Below are 14,908 nucleotides of genomic sequence, written 5' to 3' on the forward strand. Positions count from 1 at the left end.
GGGATGTACCGCATGATGCACAGCTCAGAGTTCGACTTGGCGCCTTGGGGCGCCGTGGCCTCCTTGCGCGAATGGCTGGGGCCGGTGCCGCGCGAGGAGTGGCAGCCTGCAGGGCGAACACCGGCAGGTTCGCCTGGCGTGGCAGTGCAGGTGCGCGGCCTGTCCAAGCGCTATGGCGACCGGCGTGTGCTGCAGGACGTCGACCTGGCGCTCGCGCCGGGCGAGTTCGTTGCCATCGTCGGCCGCAGCGGTTGCGGCAAAAGCACCTTGCTGCGCCAGCTCGCCGGGCTCGAAACGGCTGATGCCGGTGCGGTGACGTTGGACGGTCGGGCCGTCGACGGCGCGCGCGACGAGTTGCGCATCATGTACCAGGACGCTCGGCTGCTGCCCTGGAAGCGGGTGATCGACAACGTGGCGTTAGGCCTGAGTGGCCACAATGCGCGTGCCCATGCCCACGAGGCGTTGGCTCAGGTCGGCCTGGCCGATCGATCCTTCGACTGGCCGGCGGCGCTGTCGGGCGGCCAGCGCCAGCGGGTGGCGTTGGCGCGTGCGTTGGTGCACCGGCCACGGCTGTTGCTGCTCGACGAGCCGCTGGGCGCCTTGGACGCGCTGACCCGGATCGAGATGCAGCAGCTGATCGAGCAGCTGTGGCAACACCACCGCTTCACCGCACTGCTGGTGACGCACGACGTGGCCGAAGCGGTGGCGCTGGCGGACCGGGTGGTCTTGATCGAAGGCCAGCGCATCGCGTTCGACGAGGTGGTAGCGCTGGCCCGGCCGCGCTCGCGAGGGCTGGCGGGCTTTGCGGCGTTCGAAGAACGGGTGTTGAGCCGCGTGTTGCAGCAGGCGGAACGCTCGTCGTCACCCGACGCGCCGATTCAGCGATGGCCCGACGCCTTGCCGCCGGGTTTACGCTTCGCCATCTGATTCCCACCTTCCGTTTCGCATGTTCCGCCAACTTTTCGACCCCACCTCTTCCACCTTCACCTACCTGCTGGCCTGCGATCGCACCCGCGAAGCGGTGCTGATCGACCCGGTGCTCGACCAGCGCGAACGCGACCTGGCCCTGCTCGCCGAATTGGGGCTGCGACCGCGCTGGCTGCTCGACACCCATGTGCACGCCGACCATGTGACGGCCGTATCGCTGCTGAAGGCCGCGCTGGCCGACGGGCCGGCGATCACGACCGCGGTCGGCCTGGCCTGCGAGGCCGAAGGCTACGAATGGGCTTTGTCGCACGGCGAGCGCCTGACTTTTGGTGACGAGCACCTGGACGTCATCGCGACACCCGGCCACACGCCCGGCAGCATGAGCTTTCTGTGGCACGACAAGCTGTTCACCGGCGATGCGCTGCTGATCGGCGGCTGCGGCCGCACCGACTTCCAGGGCGGGGACGCCGGCCAGCTGTACGACGMCGTGACCCAGCGTCTGTTCACGCTGCCCGGCGAAACGCTGGTCTACCCGGGCCACGACTACAAGGGCCGCCGCGTCTCGTGCATCGCCGAAGAGCGCGAGGGCAATGCCCGGCTGGCGGGCAAGAGTCGCGACGAGTTTGTCGCGCTGATGGCGGGGCTGAACCTGCCGCGGCCGAAGCTGATCGACATCGCGGTGCCGGCCAACAAGCAGGCAGGGATGCTGCAGCAGGGCTGAGCGGCGGGGCCGAGCCCCGATTCCTTTATATCTGAATGGCCATAAGCATATGGTTATTCGGAAATATGAGTTCGACTCCAGGCGCCGGCTCGCCAAGATGCCCGGCATGGGCTCGGTGCTATCCGCGCTGGGCCGCTTGGGGAGAACCAATGTCTGCTTCCACATCTGCCCCGTCGCCCGCCGAACCCGCGCGGGCGGCCGAGAGCGCCCGCAACGGCGACGATCAGTCGCCCTGCGTGGCCGTCATCGGCCTGGGCTTCAGCGGCGCTGCGACTGCAATGCAGCTGATGCGTCAGCTGCCGCGCGGCGCCCGCCTGCTGCTGATCGAGCCCGACGCCCGCCGCGCCCGCGGCCTGGCCTTCGGCACCCGCTGCGCCAGCCACTGGCTGAACGTGCCGGCCGGCCGCCTGGGCTGGGACGCTGAGAACGAAGCCGGCTTCATCGATTGGCTCAGAGGCCAGTACGGTGCCTACAACGCGTCCGATTTCGTGCCGCGCATGTTGCTGGGCGACTACCTGGCCAAGGCCCTGGCCGCCGCCGAACAGGTGGCCGCCGCGCGTGGCGTGCAGGTCCAAACAGTGACCGACAGCGTGCGCTCACTTGAACGCACCGCCCGCGGTGGCAGCCTGCTGCGCTTGGCTGGTGGCGGCGTCTGCCGTGCCGACGTCGTCGTGCTGGCCACCGGCCACCTGGCGCCGGAGTCGCCTCGCATCGCCGGGGCGCCGGCCTGGGGCTCCCCAGGCCTGATCGATCAGCCCTGGGACGACGCCGCGCTGACCGCGCTGCCCGAAGACGGCGAGGTGCTGCTGCTCGGCAGTGGCCTGAGTGCGATCGACATGATGACCTGGCTGCAAGACCGTGGCCATGCTGGCCGGGTGACGATGCTGTCGCGCCGCGGCCTGCTGCCGCAGCCGCACCGCAGCCTCGAAGCCCGTCCGCGGCCGGGCCTGGTGCCGTCGCAGGCGCTGGCCGACGCGCAGGGCTTGGTCGGGATGGTGCGCGCGGTGCGCGGCTGGGCCGCCCAGGCGCAGGCCGAAGGCCACGATTGGCGCGACGTGATGGCCAACCTGCGTGGCTGCACGCCGCGGCTGTGGCAGCGGCTGACGACACGCGAACGACGCCAGTTCCTGCGCCACCTGCAGCCGTGGTGGGACACCCACCGCCACCGCCTGGCCCCTGGCATCCACACCCGCATGCAAGCGGCCCTGCGCTCAGGCCAGGTCGAGGTGCATGCCGGGCGCCTGCATGCGATCACGCCGCGTGCCGATGGCAGTCTGGATCTGGCGTGGCGCCCGCGTGGCGCTGCCGCTGGCGCGCTCGAGCATCGCCATGTGGCGGCGATCGTCAACTGCACCGGCCCGTCCGCTCGGGTTGGTCACGCCGCCCGGACGCCGCCCGGCTCGCTGCTGGCGGCCCTGCAGGCCCAAGGCCGGCTGGCGGTCGACGAGATGGGCCTGGGCTTGCGGGTCGACGACCAGCACCGCCTGCTCGACGCCCAGGGCCGGCCGCAAGCCGGTCTGCACTACGTCGGGCCGATGCTGAAGGCGCAGTTCTGGGAAGCGGTGGCGATCCCCGAGTTGCGGGTGCACGCCCGCTCGGTGGCCGAGCAGGTGGTGCGCGCGTTGCGGGTCGGCGTGCCGGCCTGAAGGGCGCCGCAGGCAGGTCAGTACCTGCCCGTTGCGGGCAACGGCGTCAGAACTTCTTGCCGCTGGTGCGGGCGCGAAACAGCGCCAGCAGTTCCAGCTCGCGCGGGCCGGGGTGCAGCGTGAAGCTGTCGCCCGCCTGCACCTGACCCGGCTCCAGCACGGCGAGGTAGGCGCCACAGTAGCCCGACTCGACCATCAGCTTGGCCGCTTTCGAGAAGCCCATCGCGGCGTTGAACTTGAAGCAGGGAAAACGCGGCTCGCTGACCACCAGCACGCCGCCGTCGGCGAAACGCAGCTGGTCGCCGATCCACAGATGGCGTTCGTTCAGACCGTCGATGGTCAGGTTCTCGCCCATCGCGCCGGGCGGCGGCAACTCATCTTCCCAGCCAGCGGCGCGCGCCTGCGCCCGCACCGTGCGCCAGAACGCGTAGTGCTCCAGCGGGTAGGCGTAGACCGCCTTGCTCAGGCCACCGTGTACCGACAGGTCGGCCTGCTCGTCACCCTCCATCCCCATCGGCTGGTACGCCACCGGGCCGCTGCGCGGGCGCTTGCCGATCGCGGTGAGCACCTCGCGGCCGTTGATCTGCACCTTCTCGGCGCGGGCGGTGTTGACGCTGACGACTTTCATCCGGCCGCATTGTGCGGGGCGTCGCCCGGGCCCGCTCGCGTGGGGTGTTGGCAAACAGCTCGCCTGAATCCTCAAGAACCATCAACGCCGTGGGATTGCCCGATCGACGCGGTAACAGCATGTCTCCAGCATCGGCACTCTGACTTGCCAACGGCCAAGTCTCGGGCGTTTGTCTCTGCGCACCGGGCTGGCTTGCTTGTTGCGTGTTGGTGGCCGCCGTGGCCAGAAGCTGCGGCGAGTCTGACCGTGTTGTTCATCGCTGGCGTTCGGCCACCCGCCGCCGCCAAGCATTTCGAGGAGCGAGTGAGTGAAGCAAATTCGTAAAACGCTGCTGGCCACTGCCGCCGCAGCAGCACTGACGCTGGTTGTGGGGGGAGTCCACGCGGCGCCGCAATCCGTGCCGGCCAAGGTCGCCGAGCAAACGAACCACTGGTTCGTCGAATTCAACAGTGTGCCGACGATCGAAGGCGCCAAGCTCGACACCGTGCGCGGCGAGAAGGCCGCCTTCCGCAAGGCCGCCCAAGCCGCCGGCATCAAGTTCAAGGAAAGCCACTCGTTCGACGTGCTGTTCAACGGCGTGTCGCTGGTCGCCGGCCCTGCCGAGCGCGCCAAGATCGCCCGCCTGCCCGGCGTGAAGGCGATGTACCCGGTCGAAGTGATCCAGGCGCCGCAGCCGATCCGCGCTGAAGGCGGGCTCCAGCCGCAGCTCGACACCGCGCTGGCCATGACCGGCGCCGACGTGCTGCAAAGCATGGGCATCAAGGGCGACGGCATCAAGGTCGGCATCATCGACACCGGCGTCGACATCGACCACCCGGCCCTCGGCGGCAACGGCACTCCGGGCAGCACGCCGTTCCCGTCGTCGCGCGTGAAGTACGGCCACGACTTCGTGGGTGATGCCTACGACGCCGTGACCAACCCGTTCCCGGTGCCCGATGCGAACCCGGATGACTGCGCCGGCCACGGCACGCACGTCGCCGGCATCGTCGGTGCCGAAGGCGGCGTCACCGGTGTCGCGCCGAAAGTGACCTTCGGCGCCTACCGCGTGTTCGGTTGCACCGGCTCGACCGACTCCGCGATCATGATCGCGGCGATGGAAATGGCGCTGGCCGACGGCATGCAGGTCGTCAACCAGTCGATCGGCTCGTCGTTCCAGTGGCCCGAGTACCCGAGCGCCAAGGCTGCTGACCGCCTGGTCAAGGCCGGCGTCGTGATGGTCGCCTCGATCGGCAACAGCGGCACCAGCGGCTTGTACGCCGCCGGCGCGCCGGGTGTGGGCGAGAAGGTGATCGGCGTCGCGTCGTTCGACAACACCCATGCCAAGCTGAGCGAATTCTTCGTCTCGCCGGACAGCACGCCGACCGGCTACATCCCCGCGACCGGCGCCCCGGCTGCACCGACCTCGGGCACCCAGCCGATGTCGCGCACCGGCACCGTCGCCTCGACGGCCGACGCCTGCACCGCGCTGACCCCGGGCAGCCTGACCGGCACCGTGGCGCTGATCCGCCGCGGCACCTGCAGCTTCTACCAGAAGGCCTTCAACGCGCAGACCGCGGGCGCCGCCGGCGTGGTGCTGTACAACAACGTGCCGGGCCGCATCAGCCCGACCGTCGTCGGCACGCCGGMGATCACGATCCCCGTCGTGTCGGTGTCCGACACCGAGGGCGCGCTGATCGACAGCCGCCTCGCCTCGGGCGCGGTCGACATGACCTGGTCGGACCAACTCGGCTCGTTCCCGCAGCTGACCGGTGGCCTGATCTCCAGCTTCAGCTCGTACGGCCTGGCCGCCGACCTGAGCGTCAAGCCGAACATCGGCGCCCCGGGCGGCTCGATCTACTCGACCTACCCGCTGGAGCTGGGCGGCTACGCCACGCTGTCGGGCACCTCGATGGCCTCGCCGCACACCGCCGGTGGCGCTGCACTGCTGCTGCAAGCCAACCCGAAGATCACCGCCAAGACCATGCGCGACCGCATGMAGAACGCGGCCGATCCGAAGAACTGGCAAGGCAACCCGAACCTGGGTTACCTGGACGAAGTGCACCGCCMAGGCGCCGGCATGCTGGACCTGGTGCAGGCTTCGCAAGCCACGACGATGATCCAGCCGGGTGAGCTGGCGCTGGGCGAAAGCCAGGCCGGCCCGGTGACCCGCACGCTGACGTTCAAGAACAGCAGCAACACGGCCGTCACCTACGACCTGAGCCACTCGAGCGCGCTGGCGACGGGCCCGAACACCTTCACGGTGTCGGCCTTCGACGCTCCCGCGACGGTGGCCTTCAGCGCCGCCAGCGTGGTGGTGCCGGCCAAGGGTTCGGCGACTGTCGACGTGACCGTGACCGCGCCGGCTGGCCTGGCCGACAAGGGCCTGTTCGGCGGCTACGTGGTGGCCACCTCGCAAGCCGACGGCAAGGCGCTGCGCGTGCCTTACGCCGGCTTCAAGGGTGACTACCAGTCGATCCAGGTGCTGGCCCCGACGGCCAACGGCTTCCCGTGGCTGGCCAAGTTCGATGGCACGAACTACACCAACCAATCGGGCGGCGCCACCTACACGATGGCCGGCACCGACATCCCGTACTTCCTGATCCACCTGGATCACCAAGCACGCCAGATGAAGCTGGAAGCCTTCGACGCGGTGACGAACAAGAACATGCACTTCGTCAGCCTGGACAACTACCTGGGCCGCAGCTCGACCGCCACCGGCTTCTTCGCCTCGACCTGGGACGGCACGACCTTCAAGAAGGGCGGCACGCCGACCCCGGTGCCCAACGGCACCTATGTGGTCAAGCTGTCGGTGCTGAAGGCACTGGGTGATGCCAACAACGCGGCCGACTGGGAAACCTGGACGTCGCCGGCCGTGACCATCTCGCGCCCGTAAGCCTCAAGGCTTCAAGCGCCAGCCAAGCCCCTGCCTTCCCGGCAGGGGCTTTTTTCTTGCCCGCTTCAGGCGTCTGCCGGCCACTCGACCTTCATCGCACTGGCGATCAGCGCGAAGTCTTCCGCCGGCACTTTCAGGTAGCCGAAGCGGAACGCCGCGCCCCAGTGCGTCTTGCTCTTGATGAACGACAAGCGCTCGATCAGCGGCTGGATCGGTGCTTCGCGGCACACGGCGAAGTCGACATCGACCCGGTAGGGGTGGAAGTCGGGCGCCATCTCGACCTGGTAGACCTCGCCAGTGCGCACCACGCCGATGGCGGTGAAGCACTGCAGCGGCGCGCCGTCGGGGTAGGCGGTGCGCGGCGAATAGATCGCCACGCGATCGCCGGCATGCAGCTTCTGCAGCGGCGCCTTCTTGCCGTGGTTCAGCTGGATGAAGCTGCCGGCCACGCCGCGCAGCACATGTTCACGCGAGACGACGCCGACCCAGCCCTGGCGCGGCGTCGACTGGTGCATCGGCCCGGTCTGGTTTTGAGGAGCCGGTCGTCGGGCGACGTTTGGCGTCGACAAGGCCAGTGGCTGTTGCATGGGGGTGCTCCTGGAGGCGATGAGAGGCCCGCCAGTCTGGTCGGCTCCTGCTGACACCCTGGTGTCAGCAGTGTCGTCAGCCGCGCGAATTTGTCGGAGCGGCGGGCTGGGCCTGGCCCAGCCCTTGGGCACTCAATAAAGGCTCACGCAACCCGTCTTGCGCTGGATCTCCGACCAACCCAGGTACGCCCGTGCGCGCGAAGTCGATACCGCGTTTGGATCGGGCAGATAACGGTTGTAGACGTTGATCGCCTTGTCGAGCAGCGCTGCGTCGTAGTCGACCAGATCGATCCAGTCGTACCCCATCGGCACGCGGAAGTCGTCGCTGGGGGCACCGCTGCCATCGACGCTGTGTGAGACGTCGTTCGGACCGGGCGCACCGTTCGTCACGGTCTTCATCGTCCCCACGAGCAATTGCATGTCACTGCCGGTGAGCCCGCCCAACCCGGCGTTCCTGGCCCAGAGCAGCAGCGACAGATCAAGGTGCGCATGGCTGGTGTCTTCGATGGTCGTCGGCTGGTCGAGCCGGGCGCCTTCGTAGTTCCAGACGTACCCACCGTTGTTGACCGCCGCGAAGGTCTTGAAATACGCGGCCGCCTTGTCGGCCTTGTAAGCGTAGTCGGGATCGGGGACCTTGCCTTCGAGCCGCTTGGTGCGGTCGATCAGCAGCAGTGCCTTCGCCAGCGCCGCGCCTTGGTTGTACATCAGCAGCGAGTTCTTGCCGCAGATGCCGCCGTCGCAGGTCGCGTAGACGTAGAAGCTCGGGTTGCCCGGGAACGGCGCGTCGTCGACCCACTGCGGGTTGTAGCTGCGCAGGATCGGCTCGATCACGGAGAGRTACGAGTCCGCCTGGGCCCGGTAAGCGGCAAACCTTGGATCCTTCCACGCCTGATACGCGAACAGCGCGATCGCACTCGAAATGACGCCGGTGTCGAGGCTCATCTGGGACGGGCCGAGGTTGGTTCCCCAGCCTTGCGGACCGTCGGTGTGCGCGATCCAGAAGTCGATCATCTTCGATGCACGCGCGAAGTACTTCGGATCGCCGTACCTGGCCGCCATCGATAGGTAGGCGCGCACCCAGTAGTGCCCGTGCCACGCAAAGTCTTCCGCGCCGCCCGAGGTGTTCGGCAGGGTTTCGCCATATTCGGGGTCGTAGAGGGCATCCCATTGGGCCTGCGTTGCAACCACAGGCGTCAGTGTCGGATGCGGACAAACCGGCTTGTCTGACAGAGGCAGCACCCGCCAGGCCTGGTTCGTGGCGCCTGGAACGCAACTCCATTGCTCGATCGGCACGCCGTCCTCGATCGCCTGCGGACCACCGGTGACATCCAGGCATTTGCCGGTGGCAGAAGAAACGACCGTCGTTACGCCTCCGCCAACATCGCTCAGCTTCCACGACTGCTTCTTGCTCCCGTTGCAGTCCCGCTGATCGATGACCGCGCCGTCGGCCTTCGATCCGCCCCGCACTTCGAGGCACCGCCCGCTCGGGGTGACGAGCTGGTACTTCCTGCCGCTCACGTGCCGCAGGGTGAAGGCTTGCGTCTGAACGTTGGCCGTGCAACCCCATTGCTCGAATGTGCTGCCATTGCCGCCCCCGGCGGAAACCGACGTGAGGCATTTGTTCGAGTGTTGTGCCACCAGTTGCGCAGGGGATGGCGGATGCGCCGTGGCACAGGCGGCATGGCTGATCAAACACATGGCGATCGCAGTGGCGGCGCCAGGCGCGAGGGTCGGAAGCTGATGGTTGCGGTGGGTCAATTGCGGCTCCTTGCCTAGCTCAACGATCGAGCCCGGCCGATTCTGTGGGGCCCATCGCCCGGCACGGCGCGTGGCAAGGTGACCGCGAGGTGACGCCTGCGTTACCGGGTGAAAAACCACTTGCATCGGTGCGGCGCCGTGGAGACAAGGTGGATCTGCCCCCATTCGATGCAGCCTCATTCGCCGATCGAGACATTCTGCGCATTTGGTTATTCCGGATTTGCATGGATTGGGCAGGCGCCCAGGTTACGGCCCCATTACACTGGGTTGACAGGTGATCCACCTCGACAAGACGCGCGCGCATGGCGCGGCGGGCGAGAAACCGGGCGTAACCAGGCCCGAAGGTTGCTCTAGCAGGCCAAGAACACCTCGCGCCCACGGCATTGGGCGAGCCCCGCAGCGGCAGGCAACAGACCCAGGCCGGCGCGAGGCTCGCCCAATTCCGTCTTAGCTATCTGTCTTGTCTTGAAAATTGGAGCTTTGCCTGTGAACCGTCCCGCCATGGAGGGGCTGCGCTTGAACGCGCCTGCCTACGTCAAAAACGCTCGTCTGATCGCCTGGGTCAGCGAGATCGCCGCCCTGACCGAAGCCGCCGACATCTACTGGTGTGACGGCTCCAAAGAGGAATACGACCGCCTGTGCGAACGGCTGGTCGATGCAGGCACCTTCAAGAAACTGAACCCGGCCAAGCGCCCGGGCAGCTACCTGGCCTGCTCCGATCCGTCGGACGTGGCGCGCGTCGAAGACCGCACCTTCATCTGCAGCGCGAAGAAGGAAGACGCCGGCCCGACCAACAACTGGATGGACCCGGCCGAGATGCGCGCGCTGCTGCAGACGGGCGACAAGCCGCTGTTCCAGGGAGCGATGAAGGGCCGCACGCTGTACGTGGTGCCGTTCTCGATGGGCCCGCTGGGCTCGCCGATCGCCCACATCGGCGTCGAGTTGTCCGACAGCCCTTACGTGGCCGTCAACATGCGCACGATGACGCGCATGGGCAAGCCGGTGATCGACCTGCTGGGCACCGATGGTGAATTCGTCCCCTGCGTGCACACCGTTGGTGCGCCGCTGGAAGCCGGCCAGAAGGATGTCTCCTGGCCTTGCAACAAGACCAAGTACATCGTCCACTTCCCCGAGACGCGCGAGATCTGGAGCTACGGTTCGGGCTACGGCGGCAACGCGCTGCTGGGCAAGAAGTGCTTCGCGCTGCGCATCGCCTCGACGATGGGCCGGGACCAGGGCTGGCTGGCCGAGCACATGCTGGTGCTGGGTGTCACCTCGCCGGCAGGCAAGAAGTACCACGTCGCGGCCGCCTTCCCCAGCGCCTGCGGCAAGACCAACTTCGCGATGCTGATCCCGCCCAAGGCGCTGGACGGCTGGAAGATCACGACCATCGGCGACGACATCGCCTGGATCAAGCCGCAGGCCGACGGCAAGCTGTACGCGATCAACCCCGAAGCGGGTTACTTCGGCGTCGCGCCGGGCACCAACACCGCGACCAACCCGAACTGCATGGCCAGCCTGAACCGCGACGTGATCTTCACGAACGTGGCCCTGACCGACGACGGCGACGTCTGGTGGGAAGGCATGGGCGACGCCCCGGCCCACTGCATCGACTGGCAAGGCAAGGACTGGACGCCGGCGATCGCCAAGGAAACTGGCGCCAAGGCTGCGCACCCGAACGCCCGCTTCACGGTGGCCGCGACCAACAACCCGGCGCTTGATTCGGCCTGGGACGACGCGGCCGGCGTGGCGATCGACGCCTTCATCTTCGGTGGCCGCCGCTCGACGACGGTGCCGCTGGTGACCGAAGCGCGCAACTGGACCGAAGGCGTCTACATGGCCGCCACGATGGGCTCGGAAACGACCGCTGCCGCCGCCGGCCAGCAAGGCGTCGTGCGCCGCGATCCGTTCGCGATGCTGCCGTTCATGGGCTACAACATGAGCGACTACTTCCAGCACTGGCTGGACCTGGGCGCCAAGCTCGAAGCCGGTGGTGCCAAGCTGCCGAGCATCTACTGCGTCAACTGGTTCCGCAAGGGCGCCGACGGCAAGTTCGTCTGGCCGGGCTACGGCGACAACATGCGCGTGCTCAAGTGGATGGTCGAGCGCATCGAAGGCAAGGCCCAGGGCACCGAGAACTTCTTCGGCATCAGCCCGCGCTACGAAGACCTGGAATGGGCCGGCCTGGACTTCAGCCAAGAGAAGTTCGACTCGATCATCAGCGCGACGCCGGAAGCCTGGCGCGAAGAGCTGAAGCTGCACGAAGAGCTGTTCACGCAGCTGGCCTACCACCTGCCGCAAGCCCTGCGCGACACCAAGGCGCGCATGGAAGTCGAGCTGAGCAAGTAAGCTGCTGACCCGCAGGCGCGCCGCGGGCGCGCATGAAGAAAGAAGGCCACCGCGAGGTGGCCTTTGTCGTTGGGGCGGGCGGTGCGCCAGCGTGTCTTGCCCGCGGTTCAACGACGCCGAAGTGCCACGCCCTCGTGCGCTTGTGGCACTGCACGCTGACCCGCGAATCTGGGGCAGGCCCGGGCGGCACTGCGTGTCCTGCGGTGCTACGATTTCATCGGGCCAGGGAGGCCGGCCGCCGAAGACGGTCCGTTTTGTCTTCTGGGGGATAGGATGAACCAGATGCGCCGGTTCCTGGGCCGCGTGCTTGCGCTGTGCCTGGCCGTGCAGCCGCTGGCCGCCCGTTGCGCCGATCTCACCCTCTACACCGAGGAATACCCGCCGATCAACTTCAGCCGCGACGGCAAGGCCGCCGGCCTGTCGACCGAGGTGGTTGAAGAGATCCTGCGTCGAACCGGCGCGCATGTTTCGATCACGGTGGTGCCATGGGCGCGTGGCTACCGCAGCGCACTGGAAGAGCCCAACGTCGGCCTCTTCGTCGCGATGCGCACGCCGGAGCGTGAGCCCCTGTTCAAGTGGGTCGGGCCTGTCACCACGGTGCGCACCAGCTTCTACAGCCGCCGCGGCACTGAGCTGAAGGTGACGAGCCTCGACGACGCACGAAAGGTCGAGGTCATCGCGGTGCCGCGCGAGTGGTTCTCGCACCAGGTGCTGCGCTCGCTCAGCTTCGCCAACCTCGACGCGGTGACCAACACCGACGTGATGGTGCGGATGGCGCTCACCGGCCGCGCGCAGCTGATGGTGGCCGACAACCAGACCTTGCCCGCCCAGCTGGCCCAGGTCGACGCGACGATGGCGCAGGTCGACCGCCACTACACCTTCATGAAGACGAGCAGCTATATCGCCTTCTCGCGCGGCACGCCCGATGCCGTCGTGCGCCAGTGGCAGCAGACCCTGAATGAGATGAAGCGTGATGGCAGCTTCGCCCGCATCTACACGCGCTGGCTGCCCAGCGACACGCCGCCCGGCATCGAAGCCGAGCCGGACATGGTGCCCACGCCGAGATGAAATCCTCATGAAGCTGCGAGCGACGATCGTGCTGGCCGTGGTGGCCGGCCTGCTGCTCCCGGCCACGATCGTCAGCGTGTTCACGCTGCGCCAGCAGGAGCAGGCGCTGGCACGCCAGCTCAACGCTGACCTCGATCGCATCACCGAGGTGATGAGCCTGGACATGGCACCGCCGATGTGGCACATGAATGCGGCGGAGGTGCCGCTGTTCGACGTGGTGCTGTCGGACGAGCGCGTGGTCTCGGTCGTCGCCCGCGACACCAAGTTCGGGATCTTCCTGTCGCGCGAGTACCCGCAGCGGCGCACCGGCTCGCAGCGGACGACGACGCGGCCGATCAGCTTCCGCGGCAAGGTGATCGGCGAGGTCACGGTCGAGATGGACAGCGGCCAGCTCGATGCCGCGGTGGCGAGCAACCGCAAGGCCCTCGTGCTGACGCTGTCGGGCCAGCTCGTCTTCAGCCTGCTGCTGATCGTGGCGCTGCTGCAATTGCGCATGCTCGCGCCGATCCGCCGCCTGATGCAGGAGTCGACGATGATCGCGCGCGGCGAACTCGACAAGCCCTTCGAGTGGCGACGCAAGGACGAGTTCGGCCAGCTCGGCGACAGCCTCGAGGCCGCGCGCCAGGCGCTGCAATCGCTGTTCAACGCGCTGCAGACCAAGGCCCACGAGCTGGGCGAGAGCGAAGCCAAGTACCGCAGCTTCTTCGAGAACGCACTCGAGGGCATCTTCCAGACCTCGATCGACGGCCGCACGATCAACGCCAACCCGGGCATGGCGCGCATGCTCGGCTACGACCGGCCGGACGAGCTTGTGCACAACCTGACAGACATCCGCCGCCAGCTCTACGTCCGCCCGGGCGACCGCGATGCCTTCATCGCCGCGCTGCTCGAACACGGCCAGGTCGTCGGCTGGGAAGTCGAGTTCCAGCGTCGCGACAACCAGACGATCTGGGTCGCCATGACCGCGCGGGTGGTGCGCAGCGAGCAGGGCGAGCCGCTGTTCATCGAAGGCCTGGTCGCCGACATCACCCAGCGCAAGCGCAGCGAGGCCGACCTGGCGCTGCATCGCGAGCGGCTGGAGGAGCTGGTTCGAGAGCGCACCGCCGAGCTGCAGGCCGCCAAGGAGCGCGCCGAAGTGGCCAACCAGGCCAAGAGCAGCTTCCTGGCCAACATGAGCCACGAGCTGCGCACACCACTGAACGGCATCCTCGGCTACGCGCAGATCCTCAAGCGCTTCCGCAGCTTCACCGGGCGCGACCTGGCGGGCTTGAATGTGATCGAGCAGAGCGGCAAACACCTGCTGATGCTGATCGACGATGTGCTCGACCTGGCCAAGATCGAGGCCGGCAAGCTCGAGCTGTACTCGAGCGCGATCGACCTGCCAGCCTTCCTGCAGACGATCGCCGACATCATCCGCGTCAAAGTCGAGGAGAAGGGCCTGTTCTTCGCCTGCGAGCTGGCACCGAACCTGCCGCGCGTCGTGCGCGCCGACGAGAAGCGCCTGCGCCAGGTGTTGCTGAACCTGCTCGGCAACGCGGTGAAGTTCACCGAGCACGGCCGGGTCAGCCTGCGCGTGCGCGGCTTCGCCAAGGATGGCTCGGAAGCGTGGCTGCACTTCGAGGTCGAGGACAGCGGCTGCGGCATCGCCGCCGGGCAGTGGGAGACGATCTTCAAGCCGTTCGAGCAGGTGGGCGACGTGCGCAAGCGCGTCGGCGGTACCGGACTGGGGTTGGCGATCAGCCGCCAGTTGGTGCGGCTCATGGGCGGCGACATCCAACTGCGCAGCGCGCTCGGCGAGGGCAGCCTGTTCGGCTTCGAGATCGCATTGCCCGTCGAGGCGGGCCTGCCCGCGCCACCGACGATGCGCATGATCGACGGCTATCTCGGCGCGCGGCGCAAGGTGCTGATCGTCGATGATGTCGAGACCAACCGCGCGATGCTGGTCGACCTGTTGAACTCACTCGGCTTCGAGACCGCCGAGGCCGAGGACGGCGAGCAGGCCATCGCGCTGGCCCAGGCGTGGCTGCCCGCACTGATCCTGATGGACATCGTGATGCCGGTGATGGACGGCCTGGAAGCCACGCGCCGCCTGCGTCGGTTGCCGGCGCAGCAATCGGTGCCGATCATCGCGCTGTCGGCCACAGCCTCGCACGACCACCAGCTGCGGACGCTGGCCGCCGGCGTCAATGCCTTCATCACCAAGCCGATCGAGCAGGACCAGCTGCTGGAGCAAATCCGTCTGCAACTCGGCCTGGAGTGGACTTACGAGGTGGCTGAGCTCGACGTCTGAGCAGCGCAAGAAAAAAGGCCACCGCGAGGTGGCCTTGGTCGTTGGGGCGCGGTGCGCGCCTC

10 protein-coding genes are annotated in these 14,908 nt (G+C 67.7%); 7 read left to right on the top strand and 3 right to left on the bottom strand.

Annotated features, from left to right (window positions below):
• Positions 1–12 precede the first annotated feature (12 nt).
• From AC1DYI_RS01300 to AC1DYI_RS01310, 3 genes are all read left to right on the top strand, one after another.
• Positions 13–927, top strand: a complete 915-nt coding sequence (locus AC1DYI_RS01300; RefSeq protein WP_477202270.1) for an ATP-binding cassette domain-containing protein — start codon at positions 13–15, stop codon at positions 925–927.
• A 19-nt stretch (positions 928–946) separates the two neighbouring features.
• A complete protein-coding gene (locus AC1DYI_RS01305; RefSeq protein ID WP_477202271.1) occupies positions 947–1,648 on the top strand; it encodes an MBL fold metallo-hydrolase in 702 nt (233 codons plus the stop codon).
• Between the two features lie 149 nt (positions 1,649–1,797).
• Positions 1,798–3,294, top strand: a complete 1,497-nt coding sequence (locus AC1DYI_RS01310; RefSeq protein ID WP_477202272.1) for an FAD/NAD(P)-binding protein — start codon at positions 1,798–1,800, stop codon at positions 3,292–3,294.
• A 46-nt stretch (positions 3,295–3,340) separates the two neighbouring features.
• Here the strand turns inward: AC1DYI_RS01310 and AC1DYI_RS01315 are convergent, their stop codons facing one another.
• Positions 3,341–3,922 carry an MOSC domain-containing protein gene (locus AC1DYI_RS01315; protein WP_477202273.1) on the bottom strand — a complete coding sequence of 194 codons (582 nt, stop codon included), beginning with the start codon at positions 3,920–3,922 and terminating at the stop codon, positions 3,341–3,343.
• A 307-nt stretch (positions 3,923–4,229) separates the two neighbouring features.
• Here AC1DYI_RS01315 and AC1DYI_RS01320 point away from each other — a divergent pair, with 307 nt between their 5' ends.
• A complete protein-coding gene (locus AC1DYI_RS01320; RefSeq protein ID WP_477202274.1) occupies positions 4,230–6,794 on the top strand; it encodes a S8 family peptidase in 2,565 nt (854 codons plus the stop codon).
• 65 nt (positions 6,795–6,859) lie between these two features.
• On the opposite strand, the gene AC1DYI_RS01325 is transcribed toward AC1DYI_RS01320, so the two are convergent.
• A complete protein-coding gene (locus tag AC1DYI_RS01325; RefSeq protein WP_477202275.1) occupies positions 6,860–7,381 on the bottom strand; it encodes an EVE domain-containing protein in 522 nt (173 codons plus the stop codon).
• A gap of 132 nt (positions 7,382–7,513) precedes the next feature.
• Positions 7,514–9,139 (bottom strand): RICIN domain-containing protein, encoded by a 1,626-nt coding sequence (locus AC1DYI_RS01330; RefSeq protein ID WP_477202276.1) that lies wholly within the window; start codon positions 9,137–9,139, stop codon positions 7,514–7,516.
• A gap of 486 nt (positions 9,140–9,625) precedes the next feature.
• Here AC1DYI_RS01330 and AC1DYI_RS01335 point away from each other — a divergent pair, with 486 nt between their 5' ends.
• The 3 genes from AC1DYI_RS01335 (at position 9,626) to AC1DYI_RS01345 (ending at position 14,846) form a co-directional block, all read left to right on the top strand.
• Positions 9,626–11,488, top strand: coding sequence for a phosphoenolpyruvate carboxykinase (GTP) (locus tag AC1DYI_RS01335; RefSeq protein ID WP_477202277.1), 1,863 nt, complete (start codon positions 9,626–9,628; stop codon positions 11,486–11,488).
• A gap of 282 nt (positions 11,489–11,770) precedes the next feature.
• Positions 11,771–12,556: a substrate-binding periplasmic protein gene (locus tag AC1DYI_RS01340; RefSeq protein WP_477202278.1), complete on the top strand. Its 786-nt coding sequence runs from the start codon at positions 11,771–11,773 to the stop codon at positions 12,554–12,556.
• A 7-nt stretch (positions 12,557–12,563) separates the two neighbouring features.
• Positions 12,564–14,846 (top strand): response regulator, encoded by a 2,283-nt coding sequence (locus AC1DYI_RS01345; RefSeq protein WP_477202279.1) that lies wholly within the window; start codon positions 12,564–12,566, stop codon positions 14,844–14,846.
• Positions 14,847–14,908: the final 62 nt, after the last annotated feature.

The organism is Ideonella sp. P3_A4, from assembly GCF_056403075.1.

What these genes read in the sequence shown, in the direction of transcription:
- AC1DYI_RS01300 (WP_477202270.1), top strand. Translation starts at nt 13, where the DNA reads ATGATGCACAGCTCAGAGTTCGACTTGGCGCCTTGGGGCGCCGTGGCC.
- AC1DYI_RS01310 (WP_477202272.1), top strand. Translation starts at nt 1,798, where the DNA reads ATGTCTGCTTCCACATCTGCCCCGTCGCCCGCCGAACCCGCGCGGGCG.
- AC1DYI_RS01315 (WP_477202273.1), bottom strand. Translation starts at nt 3,922, where the DNA reads ATGAAAGTCGTCAGCGTCAACACCGCCCGCGCCGAGAAGGTGCAGATC.
- AC1DYI_RS01325 (WP_477202275.1), bottom strand. Translation starts at nt 7,381, where the DNA reads ATGCAACAGCCACTGGCCTTGTCGACGCCAAACGTCGCCCGACGACCG.
- AC1DYI_RS01340 (WP_477202278.1), top strand. Translation starts at nt 11,771, where the DNA reads ATGCGCCGGTTCCTGGGCCGCGTGCTTGCGCTGTGCCTGGCCGTGCAG.
- AC1DYI_RS01345 (WP_477202279.1), top strand. Translation starts at nt 12,564, where the DNA reads ATGAAGCTGCGAGCGACGATCGTGCTGGCCGTGGTGGCCGGCCTGCTG.